The organism is Propionivibrio sp. (assembly GCF_017995515.1).
GTDB lineage: Bacteria > Pseudomonadota > Gammaproteobacteria > Burkholderiales > Rhodocyclaceae > Propionivibrio.
The window spans coordinates 1-11,817 of the sequence record NZ_JAGOIT010000097.1 but is presented as its reverse complement, the minus strand read 5'-3'; the positions used below and the strand labels follow the sequence as shown (position 1 = coordinate 11,817).

The window sequence follows — 11,817 nt, the reverse complement described above, 5'->3', positions numbered from 1 at the left end:
GCGCACGGTACCAATGTGCGCACCGAGGTGATGGCAGGGATTACAACATTCCTGACCATGGCCTACATCATCTTTGTCAATCCGGACATCCTATCGGCTGCCGGTATGCCCAAGGAATCCGTTTTTGTTGCCACCTGTGTCGCGGCGGCGATCGGTTCCGCGATCATGGGCCTCTACGCCAACTACCCGATTGCACTGGCGCCCGGCATGGGACTCAACGCCTATTTCGCGTTTGCCGTGGTCAAAGGTATGGGCTTTACCTGGCAGGCTGCGCTCGGTGCCGTGTTCATTTCGGGCTTGCTGTTCATCTTCGTCAGCCTGTTTCGTATCCGCGAGGCGATCGTCAATTCGATTCCGCGGTCGCTCAAGTTTGCCATTTCGGCGGGTATCGGGCTGTTTCTCGCCATCATCGGGCTACACAATGCAGGCATCATTGCCGGCCACCCCGCAACCCTTCTGACGCTCGGCGATTTGCACAAGCCGGATGCGTTGCTCGCCGTCGTCGGTTTCATCCTGATCGTTGCGTTGGAACAGAGGAAGGTACCCGGTGCGATCATCATCAGCATCCTTCTTGTGACTGTCGCTTCGGTTGCTCTGGGCTTGACACCCTTCCGCGGGGTTGTCGCCATGCCGCCGTCGATTGCACCGACCTTCCTGCAGATGGATATTGCCGGTGCGCTCAATGCCGGTCTGCTGACCGTGGTGTTGACCTTCTTCATGGTCGAACTCTTCGATGCCTCGGGAACGTTGATCGGCGTTTGCCATCGTGCCGGCTTGCTCGACGCGGATGGCAAACTGCCGCGCCTGAAGCGCGCATTGCTTGCTGATTCGGGCGCGATCGCCGCCGGTGCGATGCTCGGCACCTCGTCTACGACGGCCTACATCGAATCCGCGGCCGGCACCTCGGTTGGCGGGCGCACCGGTCTGACGGCCGTCGTCGTGGCGCTGCTGTTCCTCGCAGCTTTGGTCATTGCGCCTCTCGCGGGAACGGTCCCGGCATTCGCAACGGCGCCAGCGCTTTGCTACGTCGCGGTGTTGATGGTCCGCGGTCTCGCCGAGATCGAGTGGGATGATCTGACCGAGTCGGCACCAGCGGTGGTGACCGCGATCAGCATGCCGTTTACCTTCTCGATCGCGCACGGCATCGCGTTCGGCTTCATCACCTATGCCTCGGCCAAGCTCCTCGCGGGTCGTGCAAAAGAACTGTCACCCATGGTCGTGGCGATTGCCGTCCTGTTCGTCCTGAAGTTCGCCTTTCTGTGAGATCGCATCGTGGATACCCGCTTCTTTGAGAGCCATATCCGTACGATTGCCGACTGGCCGGAGCCTGGTGTCCAGTTTCGCGACATCACGCCGCTGTTGCGTGATGGAGCGGCGTTTCGTGCGCTGATCGATGCTTTTTCCGAACGTTACGGTGACGCTCATATCGATGCCATCGCCGGAATCGACGCGCGCGGTTTCATCATCGGCGCCGCGTTAGCTTATCGGCTGGGTTGCGGCTTCATTCCGGTGCGCAAGGCCGGCAAGTTGCCGTTTGACACCATGTGCGAGTCCTATTCGCTCGAGTACGGCGAGGCAACGGTCGAGGTCCATACCGATGCGGCGGCGGCTGGTGATCACGTGTTGGTGATCGACGATCTCATCGCTACTGGCGGGACGATTCTTGCCGCAGCCAAACTGATGCATCGCCTCGGTGCACGTATCGTCGAGGCGGCTGCGGTCATCGACTTGCCCGCGCTCGGCGGCTCGGGTCGCCTGCAGGCCGCAGGTGTTCCCGGATTCGCGCTATTGAAGTACTGATCGCTGTGCCGGTTGTGGGCGCTTCGTCGCCTGCGATCGGGAAGCAACTGAACAGAAGGCCTGTCTGGTACTCCCGGCGCAGGCCTTTTCCTTTATCCTTGTCCGCCTGACATGACTGACTAGCCGGGAACCAACATGCCCAAGACCGCCTTGATCCTTTTTGCTCACGGTTCGCGCGATCCCGAGTGGCCTTCTCCGCTGCGGCGCGTTCGCTCAGCGATCCTCACCAGTTCGCTCGATCTTAGAGTCGAACTCGCTTTCCTCGAGTTTCTCCCTCCGACCTTGCAGGAATGTGCGGCCATAATGATCTCGGAAGGGTTCGATCGCATCATCGTCGTCCCGATGTTCATCGCGCAAGGCGGGCACCTCAAGAACGATCTCCCGGCGATCATTGACGAGTTGCGCGCTCGTTTTCCGCGTGTCGCATTCGAAATGTCCGGCCCGGTTGGCGAGGCCGAAAGCGTGGTGCAGGCGATGGCCGCCCATGTGCTGGGCTTGTCCGCCGCCTGACCCGGCAGCCCTAGATGCGCAGATGTCCTTCGGTCAACTTGCCTGCCACCTGAAGCCTCGGGATCGTCGGTTTGAGGTTGAGCCCGGTCTCCTTGTGCAGTCGTTGTGCGCGGGCGATCAGTTCTCCGAGCGCGACATCGATTTCGTCGCCGGTCGTGGCAAACGCGATGGTGTTGCCGCTATCGCACGAAGGAAAAACAAGCGAGCGTCCATCGAACGCTTTGGCGATACGGGCCTGTCTGGCCTGAAAGCCGCGACTGTGACCGAGCAGGTTGGTGACCAGCAAGCCGGTATCCGATAAGCGGTTGCGGCAAGCCTGATAGAACGGCAGCGTGTCGAGCACACCGGCGCGTCCGCTCTTGTCGAATCCATCGACCAGGATGCAGTCGAACTTCTTGCCATCTTCGAGCATGTATTGGGCGCCGTCACCAATGACGACATTCAGCCTCATCGGATCGTCCGGTAGCTTGAAATGGAGGCGCGCGATGATCTCTACTTGCGGATCGATCTCCACCACGGTCATGCGTGTGGCCGGCAACTTGTGATAGATGTACTTGACCAGCGATCCCGCGCCGAGCCCGATCAGCAGGGCGTTCTTCGGCCAGGGCGGTTCGCGTAGCAACAGTCCGGCCATCATCTCTCGCGTGTAGGCCAACTCAAGCGAATTGGGACGTTGAATGCGCATCGCGCCCTGAACCCAGTCGGCGCTGAAATGCAGGTAACGGACGCCGGCTTCCTCGCTGACTTCAATAAGCGTACTCGACATCGTGTTTTTGGCTTCCTTCTGGCGCTAAAGGGCGAATCTTAGCTGGTCGCTGCGGCTGATGAAACTCGTGCGCGGATTTGGGTTGTCTCGCGGTGTATCGTGCACGGCTCGAACAAGAGAGCGATTTATGCGACAGGAGTTTGTGTGTGATGATCACCGATTCGAGCGCGACACCATTTTCGACGCTGACCCCCGATTCAATTCTGGATGCTTTGGAGAGCCTGAGGCTCAGACCGGATGGACGTCTGCTGGCCCTGAATAGCTACGAAAACCGCGTCTATCAGGTATCGATGGAAGAGGGCGCGCCACTGATCGCGAAGTTCTATCGAGCCGGCCGGTGGTCCGATGCCGCGATTCTGGAAGAGCATGAGTTCTCCGCCGAACTGGCCGAACGTGAGTTGCCTGTAGTTGCGCCTTTGCGGATTGGCGGGGGGACGCTGCATTTTCATGGAGATCTGCGTTTCGCCCTCTTTTCGCGCCGTGCCGGACGTGCGCCCGAGTTCGATCGCGGGCAGGTCCTTGAGTGGATGGGGCGTTTCATCGGCCGGATCCATGCGGTCGGTGCGCTCAAACCCTTTGCGGTGCGTCCTGAAATCAATGTCGCGACCTTCGGCGACGAACCACGGGATTTCCTGCTCGATAACGGCTTTTTGCCTGCGGATCTGGAAGACGTCTACTTCGGTGTTGTCGACCAGGCGCTCGACGCGGTTGAGGATTGCTTTGAGCGTGCCGGACAAGTGACGGCACTGCGCCTGCACGGTGATTGCCACGTCGGTAACGTACTCTGGCAGGACGGCCCCTGCTTTGTTGACTTTGACGATGCACGCACGGGGCCGGCCGTGCAGGATCTCTGGATGCTGCTCTCGGGCGAACGTCGGGATCAGGAGCGGCAGCTATCGACGGTTCTTTCCGGTTACGAGGAGTTCTTCGCCTTTGATCGGCGCGAACTGTATCTTGTCGAAGCTCTGCGCACGCTGCGCCTTGTGCATTACGCCGGATGGCTGGCAAAACGCTGGGAAGATCCCGCTTTCCCGGCCGCGTTTCCATGGTTCAATACCCAGCGCTATTGGCAGGACCGCATCCTCGAATTACGCGAGCAGATTGCGCAAATGGAAGAGCCGCCGTTGAGTGTTCTTGGCTGAGGATATCTGGCCTGGAGCGCGCGGCTCAAGCCTGGAGCAAAAACACCGTTGGGCGTCGATCGATTTCCGGCACTGGCAGGTTTTTCCACTCGCCGCAAGTGTTCGTGACAATGTGCTCGCTCTCCAACGTCAGATCGGTAGCGATGCAGATTCTCGTCGTCGCCAAACACGATTTCGTGAGGCTCTCGAGCATCTGCCGATTACGATAAGGAGTTTCGATGAAAATCTGCGTTCTCTTCTCGAGGCGGGAATTTTTCTCGAGCTCCCGGATCTTCTTTTCCCGCTGATCAGTCTTGGCCGGCAAGTAACCGTGAAAGGAGAAGTTCTGCCCCGATAGCCCGGACGCCATCAGCGCGAGAAGGATGGACGACGGTCCAACCAGTGGCACAACGGTAATCCCAAGCTCATGCGCGAGTGCCACCAGGTTTGCACCGGGGTCGGCCACGGCCGGGCAGCCAGCTTCCGAAATCAGGCCGACATCAGTTCCTGACAGAAGCGGAGTCAGGAATCCGGAGAGCTCTTCCGGTCCGGTGTGCTCGTTCAGTTCGCAGATATGGAGTTGTTGCAACGGGATGGACGATGGAAGCGATTTGAGAAACGCTCGCGCCGATTTGGCATTCTCAGCGATGAAGTACGTGAGCTGCCTTGCGCAATCTATTACGCCATCGGGCAGAACCGACGAGTTCTTCGACTTTCCCAAAGTTACGGGGATCAGGAGCAGCTTCCCTTTGCTCATTCGCTAACACCGACCATCGTCTGCAGCACGTTGATGTTTTCGAGACGCAACAGATCGCAGAGAGCGATCAGCGGCAGGCCGATCAGGGCGTTGGGGTCGTCGCCGCACATCTTCTCGACGATTGCGATTCCCAATCCCTCGGATTTGGCGCTGCCGGCACAGTTGTACGGCTTTTCACGGCGCAGATAGCTCTCGATGTCGCCGTCGGTCAGGTCGCGAAAGGTGACGAAGGTTGGTATGCCGCGAACATGGGCTTTCCCGGTTCGTGCGTTCAAGAGGCAGAGCCCGGTAAAGAAGTTGACCGTTTGCCCCCTCATGGCGCGCAGTTGGAGGACGGCATTTTCATGTGTCCCGGGTTTGCCGTAGGTGCGCCCGTCAAGGCTCGCGACCTGGTCGCTGCCGATTATGAGTGCGTCCGGATAGTTCTCGACGACAGCACGCGCCTTTGCTTCAGAGAGGCGCAGCGCGGTGTCTTCCGGCGATTCATCCGGCAGCGCGGTCTCGTCGGTTTTCGGGTTCGCTGTTTCAAAAGGCAGCCCAAAGCGCGACAGGAGTTCCCTGCGAAAAGGAGATGTTGACGCGAGAACGATTCTTGAAAATGGTGTGGTCATGAATGGTCAGGAGGCGCATCTGAGCCACTGTTTCAGCTGAGAGCTGGAAGGTCGCCCAGTGAATGTCGAGTTCGCGTCAGCGGCTTTGACTTTGAAAGCCAAAAATAATATCATGCGCCGCTTATGTCTCAACGGATTGTTATTGACAGCAAGGTGTTTGCCCGCGATGCGAGTTTGCTTCAAGGGGAATTGCCGGTAGAAAGCTTGGGTCGGGTGCTGGATTTGCTGGTCGATTCGGGCGGTAGCTTGCAATATCGTGTGGAAGGCTTGCTGGATCCACGCAACAAGCCGCAGATCAAGTTGTGGGTAGGTGGTGATCTTTCGCTGCGTTGTCAGCGGTGTCTGAACGCTATCGCTTATCCGCTCGAGATTCGCAGCTTGCTGGAGTTTGTTGATGACGAGAATGATTTGATGCAAGAGGATATCGAAGACGATTCGAAAGATTTCCTTGTTGCGCAAAAAGAACTTGATGTGGTTGCCTTGATCGAAGACGAGATAATTCTCGGTTTGCCCTCTGCGCCTCGTCACGAAAGTTGTGCTTTGCCTGATGCGGACCTTGGTGCTGGAAAGGTTTCACCGTTCTCGGTGCTTCAAGGGCTGAAACGCAAGGCTCAGTGAATTTGATATCTGGAGTTAACTATGGCCGTCCAACAGAACAAAAAGTCCCCGTCCAAGCGTGGTATGCACCGTTCCCATGATTTTCTGACCAATCCGCCGCTTGCTGTTGAGCCGACTACGGGTGAAGTGCATTTGCGCCATCATGTGAGCCCAACCGGCTTCTATAAGGGCAAGAAGGTTACAAAGGGATCAGGCGAGTAAGAATTTGGGATCAGGCAGACACTTTCCCCGTTTCGGGGAAGTGTCTGCCTTTTCTTTTGTCTTCAATAATGACTGTTACTGTCGCTATCGATTGCATGGGCGGGGATCATGGTCCCGACGTGACCGTGCAAGCTGCGCTCGACTTCGTGAAAATGCATGACGATGTGCATGTTCTCCTGGTCGGGATTGAGAGTAGATTGTGTCCCCTTCTCGAAGGCGTGTCGAATCCACGTGTCTCGTTCCGTCATGCAAGCGAGATTGTCGAGATGGACGAATCGCCTGCTTTGGCGATTCGCAACAAAAAGGACTCGTCAATGCGCGTCGCCATTGATCTCGTGAAGAGCGGCGAGGCGGATGCGTGCGTGTCTGCCGGCAATACCGGCGCGTTGATGGCGATCTCGCGTTTTGTGCTCAAGATGCTCCCGGGTATCGATCGTCCTGCGATTTGTGGCGTGTTACCGACGGTCAATGGGCATGTGCATGTTCTCGACTTGGGCGCCAATGTCGATTGTTCGCCGGAGCATCTGCTCCAGTTCGGGATCATGGGTGCGTCGCTCGTCGGTGCGATCGAGCACAAGGATCGTCCTTCCGTCGGAATCCTCAATATTGGCGAGGAAGACATCAAGGGCAACGATGTCGTCAAGCGCGCTGCTGAATTATTGAAGGATTCGGGGCTGAATTTCGTCGGCAACGTCGAAGGCGACGGCCTGTACAAAGGCGAGGCAGAAGTCATCGTTTGCGATGGTTTCGTCGGCAACGTGGCACTCAAGGCTTCCGAGGGTTTGGCCCAGATGCTGGCTACGTTTTTGCGCCAGGAGTTTGGGCGCAACATTCTGACCAAACTGATTGCGATACTGGCGATTCCCGTACTACGGCACTTCAAGCGACGAGTCGATCATCGCAGATACAATGGCGCCAGTTTGCTTGGATTGAAGGGGATTGTCGTCAAGAGCCACGGCTCGGCCGATGCCTTCTCTTTCCGTAATGCACTTGAGCGGGCCGCTGATATCGTGAGGGGCGGTGTCTTGACTCGCATTTCCGAGCGTGTGGCTCAGCAACAACCGATTCAGGAGGCGAAATAGCATGTTTGCCCGTATCGCAGGCGTTGGAAGTTATCTGCCAGGTCAGCCTGTAAGTAATGTCGATCTCATCGCTCGCGGAATCGATACAAGTGACGACTGGATTGTCAGTCGAACGGGAATCAAGTCCCGGCATCTAGCCGGTGTGGGGGTTACCTCCAGTTCGCTCGCCTATGAAGCCAGTCGCAATGCGTTGGCCGCAGCAAATGCGGGTGCGGAAGAAATTGACCTGATCATCGTTGCTACTTCGACGCCGGATTTCATCTTCCCGAGCACAGCCTGTCTCTTGCAGGAGAGGCTCGGAAATGTCGGCGCAATGGCCTTTGATATTCAGGCCGTTTGCAGTGGATTCGTCTACGCGCTGACTGTCGCAGAAAAATTCATTCGCTCGGGTAGCCACAAGAAAGCCTTGATTGTCGGTGCCGAGGTGTTTTCGCGCATCCTTGACTGGGACGATCGGGCTACGTGCGTATTGTTTGGCGACGGCGCGGGCGCGGTCGTCCTGGAAGCCTCGGATAAGCCCGGGATACTGGCTACGGCGGCACATGCCGATGGCTCGCATCACGGGATTCTTTCGGTGCCCGGAAGCGTATGTGGCGGCAAAGTAACCGGAGACCCGTTCCTTCGGATGGATGGTCAGGCGGTATTCAAATTTGCCGTCCGTGTTTTGGCCGATGTGGCCAAAGAGTGCTGCACGGCGGCTGCTATTGCGTCGTCCGAGCTTGACTGGTTGATTCCGCACCAGGCCAACATCCGGATCATCGAATCGACATCGAAAAAGCTCGGTTTGCCGGCTGACAAGGTCGTTGTCACGGTTGATCAGCATGGCAATACCTCAGCGGCATCCATTCCGCTAGCTCTGGACGCAGCGGTGCGCGATGGGCGTATCCAGCGCGGTCAGAAAATCATGCTCGAAGGCGTCGGAGGCGGCTTCACCTGGGGCGCTGTACTGCTCGAGTTCTAAATAGAGGATAAAAAGATATGGCTTTCGCTTTCGTCTTCCCTGGTCAGGGATCCCAGTCGGTCGGCATGATGAATGCCTATGGCGATTCTTCCGTAGTCCGCAGTACGTTCGATGAGGCCTCTGCGACTCTTGGGCAGGATCTTTGGCAACTGGTCGCCGAAGGTCCCGTTGAGTTGTTGGCACAGACGGTCAATACGCAGCCGCTGATGTTGACGGCGGGTATCGCCACGTATCGCTTGTGGCTTGAGAAGGGCGGCAAACTTCCGGCCGTTGTCGCTGGTCACAGCTTGGGTGAGTACTCGGCGCTAGTCGCAGCAGGTGTTATTGCTTTCAAGGACGCTGTGCCTCTTGTTCGGTTGCGCGCTTCTGCCATGCAGGAAGCGGTACCCGTTGGAACGGGGGCAATGGCCGCGATTCTGAATCTCGATGACGAGAAGATTCGAGAGGCGTGCATTGAGGCGGCTGCCGAAGTTGGAAATGGTGAGGTGGTGGAGCCGGTTAACTTCAATGGACCCGGTCAGACGGTCATTGCCGGTAACAAGGCGGCCGTCGAGCGTGCGTGCGAAGGTTGCAAGGTGAGAGGGGCGAAGCGTGCCGTGCTGCTTCCCGTATCTGCGCCGTTCCATTCGTCGCTGATTCGTCCGGCGGCAGAAAAGCTGGGCGCGCGTCTTGCCGAGTTGGAGTTCTCCGTTCCGACGATTCCTGTGATCAACAATGTTGATGTCGCAATCGAAAGCGATCCGGCGAAGATCAAGGACGCGTTGATCCGTCAGGCATTCTCTCCTGTGCGCTGGGTTGAGACTGTGCAGAAGATCGCTTCGCTGGATGTCACGACTGTGGCTGAATGCGGCCCCGGAAAAGTGCTGTCTGGTTTGACCAAGCGCTGTTCCGATTCCTTGAACGGGGTCGCTTTCGCCGATCTGGCCTCGATCGAGGCGGCACTCGCATCGCTGGAGTAAAGGCAATGCTTGATCAGAAAATAGCGCTTGTGACGGGAGCGTCTAGAGGCATCGGGCGCGCCATTGCACTCGAGTTGGGCAGGCTGGGGGCAACTGTAATTGGTACTGCGACGACTCAGAGCGGCGCGGACGGCATTATCGAGTACCTGAAGGTCGCCAGTATCAAAGGGGCGGGCCGGGTGCTTGAGGTTCGCGAACAATCCCAGGTTGATGGTCTTGTTTCGGACATCGAGAAGGACTTTGGCGTCATCTCGATCCTTGTCAACAATGCGGGTATCACTCGGGATAACCTCTCCATTCGCATGAAGGACGATGAATGGGATGCCGTGCTTGATACCAACCTGAAGGCGGTGTTTCGTCTCTCCAAAGCCGTCATGCGCGGCATGATGAAGGCGCGCCAAGGGCGTATTGTGAATGTGACCTCCGTTGTCGGCCACTCGGGCAACCCCGGCCAGGCGAACTATTGCGCCGCGAAGTCTGGTGTCACGGGGATGACCAAATCGCTCGCCCGCGAGCTTGGGAGTCGCAATGTCACGGTGAATTGCGTTGCGCCCGGGTTGATCGATACCGACATGACCAAGGTTCTTGATGACAAGCAGCGTGATGCGTTGGCGTCGAATATCCCGCTTGGGCGCCTTGGCTTGCCGGAAGAAGTGGCTGCGGCAGTTGGCTTCTTGGCATCGCCCGCTGCGGCCTATGTCACGGGAACGACCATCCACGTCAACGGTGGAATGTATATGGATTGACGGGTGCCGAGCGGCAGAGGCTCGTTCTTTGCTGGTTTGGTAAGCGTCGGTCGATTTGGTAAAATAGAGCGGTTTTGTTTCACACGTGAACCTTTAAAGGAGCATCCTGATGGAAAATATCGAACAACGCGTCAGAAAAATCGTTGCTGAGCAACTGGGCGTCAATGAAGCTGACATCAAGAACGAATCCTCGTTCGTTGACGACCTCGGCGCGGATTCGTTGGATACGGTGGAACTTGTGATGGCGCTCGAAGAGGAATTCGAGTGCGAGATTCCGGACGACGAGGCGGAAAAGATCACCAATGTGCAGCAGGCCATTGATTACGTCGTAAACCATAAGAAGTAATTCTTCCGAGGAACAAGTCTGCCGGCATGGCTGAGTGTCGGCGTCTTGTTCCCTTTGGTTTGAAGTTCATCAAGTAGTTTTCTGTTCTTCCGGAGAAGAAATGGCACGTCGCAGAGTCGTCATCACCGGCCTTGGAATTATTTCGCCCGTCGGCAATTCCATTGACGAAGCTTGGGGAAATATTCTTGCCGGGCGATCCGGTATCGACCGGATTACTCGTTTCGATGCGTCCGCATTTCCTGTACAAATTGCCGGCGAAGTCCGGAATTTCGATGTTAGCCAATACATACCGTCGAAAGATGCTCGCCGTATGGATACGTTTATCCATTACGGAATGGCGGCAGGTATTCAAGCTATCAAAGATGCGGGCCTCGAGGCGAATCCTGCCAACGCCGATCGAATTGGTGTTTCGATCGGTTCCGGTATCGGCGGTTTGCCGCTTATCGAAACGACGCGGGACGAATTCGTCGCCGCGGGAGTTCGAAAGATTTCTCCGTTTTTCGTGCCCGGTTCGATTATCAACATGATCTCGGGCAATCTTTCGATCATGTATGGCTACAAGGGACCCAATATTGCATTGGTCAGCGCATGTTCGACAGGTACGCACAGCATCGGTGATGCCGGGCGTTTGATCGAATATGGCGATGCGGACATCATGATCGCGGGTGGCGCCGAATGCACCGTTTCACCGCTCGGGCTTGGCGGATTCTGCGCGGCGCGCGCACTTTCGACACGTAACGATGATCCGAAGACGGCTAGCCGCCCGTGGGATAAGGATCGTGATGGCTTTGTTCTGGGTGAAGGCGCGGGGGTCATGGTGCTTGAAGAGTATGAGCACGCCAAAGCCCGCGGCGCGCGTATTTATGCGGAACTCGCCGGTTTTGGCATGAGCGCGGACGCGAATCACATGACCGCTCCCTGCGAAGACGGAGAAGGCGCAGCGCGATGCATGCTCAACGCGTTGAAGAATGCGAATATCAATGTCGATGAAGTGGATTATCTCAATGCCCACGGGACGTCGACCCCACTCGGTGACAAGGCGGAAACCATCGCAGTCAAACGCGCTTTTGGCGAACGTGCGAAGAAACTGGTTGTAAATTCCACCAAGTCAATGACCGGGCATCTGCTTGGCGCTGCCGGCGGTATTGAGGCAGTCTTCTCGGCCTTGGCGATTTATAACCAGGTTTCACCGCCGACCATCAATATCTTTAATCAGGACGAGTTGTGCGACCTCGATTATTGTGCGAATGAAGCGCGGAAAATGAAGATCGACGTGGCGATTTCGAACTCGTTTGGCTTCGGCGGTACGAATGCTACAGTGGTAATGAAACGGATCTAG

At 57.1% G+C, this 11,817-nt stretch carries 15 protein-coding genes; 12 read left to right on the top strand and 3 right to left on the bottom strand.

From position 1 onward, the window contains the following. The 3 genes from KBA32_RS13930 to KBA32_RS13920 form a co-directional block, all read left to right on the top strand. Positions 1–1,263, top strand: a 1,263-nt coding sequence (locus KBA32_RS13930) for an NCS2 family permease (protein WP_294359956.1), incomplete at its 5' end; no start/stop codon positions are given. Positions 1,264–1,272: 9 nt separating this feature from the next. After that, complete coding sequence (locus KBA32_RS13925; RefSeq protein ID WP_294359951.1) at positions 1,273–1,800, top strand: adenine phosphoribosyltransferase; 528 nt, start codon at positions 1,273–1,275, stop codon at positions 1,798–1,800. A 135-nt stretch (positions 1,801–1,935) separates the two neighbouring features. After that, a complete protein-coding gene (locus KBA32_RS13920; RefSeq protein WP_294359949.1) occupies positions 1,936–2,310 on the top strand; it encodes a CbiX/SirB N-terminal domain-containing protein in 375 nt (124 codons plus the stop codon). A 10-nt stretch (positions 2,311–2,320) separates the two neighbouring features. Here KBA32_RS13920 and KBA32_RS13915 read toward each other — a convergent pair whose 3' ends face one another. Then, positions 2,321–3,076: a fused MFS/spermidine synthase gene (locus tag KBA32_RS13915; RefSeq protein ID WP_294359945.1), complete on the bottom strand. Its 756-nt coding sequence runs from the start codon at positions 3,074–3,076 to the stop codon at positions 2,321–2,323. A 149-nt stretch (positions 3,077–3,225) separates the two neighbouring features. Between KBA32_RS13915 and KBA32_RS13910 the strand changes: the two genes are divergently transcribed. After that, positions 3,226–4,218: a serine/threonine protein kinase gene (locus KBA32_RS13910; protein WP_294359959.1), complete on the top strand. Its 993-nt coding sequence runs from the start codon at positions 3,226–3,228 to the stop codon at positions 4,216–4,218. Between the two features lie 25 nt (positions 4,219–4,243). Here the strand turns inward: KBA32_RS13910 and KBA32_RS13905 are convergent, their stop codons facing one another. Both KBA32_RS13905 and KBA32_RS13900 read right to left on the bottom strand, forming a co-directional pair. Further along, positions 4,244–4,954: an SAM-dependent methyltransferase gene (locus KBA32_RS13905; RefSeq protein ID WP_294359942.1), complete on the bottom strand. Its 711-nt coding sequence runs from the start codon at positions 4,952–4,954 to the stop codon at positions 4,244–4,246. Then, positions 4,951–5,565 (bottom strand): Maf family nucleotide pyrophosphatase, encoded by a 615-nt coding sequence (locus tag KBA32_RS13900; RefSeq protein WP_294359939.1) that lies wholly within the window; start codon positions 5,563–5,565, stop codon positions 4,951–4,953. The genes KBA32_RS13905 and KBA32_RS13900 overlap by 4 nt, the downstream gene beginning before the upstream one ends. Positions 5,566–5,688: 123 nt before the next feature. Here KBA32_RS13900 and KBA32_RS13895 point away from each other — a divergent pair, with 123 nt between their 5' ends. From KBA32_RS13895 to fabF, 8 genes are all read left to right on the top strand, one after another. Further along, positions 5,689–6,183 (top strand): YceD family protein, encoded by a 495-nt coding sequence (locus KBA32_RS13895; protein ID WP_294359937.1) that lies wholly within the window; start codon positions 5,689–5,691, stop codon positions 6,181–6,183. 21 nt (positions 6,184–6,204) lie between these two features. Further along, the gene (gene rpmF, locus KBA32_RS13890) at positions 6,205–6,384 is read left to right on the top strand and encodes a 50S ribosomal protein L32 (protein ID WP_294359935.1); all 180 of its coding nucleotides are present in this window, start codon (positions 6,205–6,207) and stop codon (positions 6,382–6,384) included. Between the two features lie 68 nt (positions 6,385–6,452). Further along, on the top strand, positions 6,453–7,466 hold the full coding sequence (plsX, locus tag KBA32_RS13885; RefSeq protein WP_294359932.1) for a phosphate acyltransferase PlsX: 1,014 nt from the start codon (positions 6,453–6,455) through the stop codon (positions 7,464–7,466). Between the two features lies 1 nt (position 7,467). Beyond that, a complete protein-coding gene (locus tag KBA32_RS13880) occupies positions 7,468–8,427 on the top strand; it encodes a beta-ketoacyl-ACP synthase III (protein ID WP_294359929.1) in 960 nt (319 codons plus the stop codon). Positions 8,428–8,444: 17 nt separating this feature from the next. After that, complete coding sequence (gene fabD / locus KBA32_RS13875) at positions 8,445–9,386, top strand: ACP S-malonyltransferase (protein ID WP_294359925.1); 942 nt, start codon at positions 8,445–8,447, stop codon at positions 9,384–9,386. A gap of 5 nt (positions 9,387–9,391) precedes the next feature. Further along, entirely contained in the window at positions 9,392–10,132 is a 741-nt protein-coding gene (gene fabG, locus KBA32_RS13870) for a 3-oxoacyl-ACP reductase FabG (RefSeq protein WP_294359918.1), read from the top strand. A 109-nt stretch (positions 10,133–10,241) separates the two neighbouring features. Continuing rightward, positions 10,242–10,478 carry an acyl carrier protein gene (acpP, locus tag KBA32_RS13865; RefSeq protein ID WP_263772493.1) on the top strand — a complete coding sequence of 79 codons (237 nt, stop codon included), beginning with the start codon at positions 10,242–10,244 and terminating at the stop codon, positions 10,476–10,478. Between the two features lie 100 nt (positions 10,479–10,578). Continuing rightward, the gene (gene fabF, locus KBA32_RS13860; protein ID WP_294359907.1) at positions 10,579–11,817 is read left to right on the top strand and encodes a beta-ketoacyl-ACP synthase II; all 1,239 of its coding nucleotides are present in this window, start codon (positions 10,579–10,581) and stop codon (positions 11,815–11,817) included.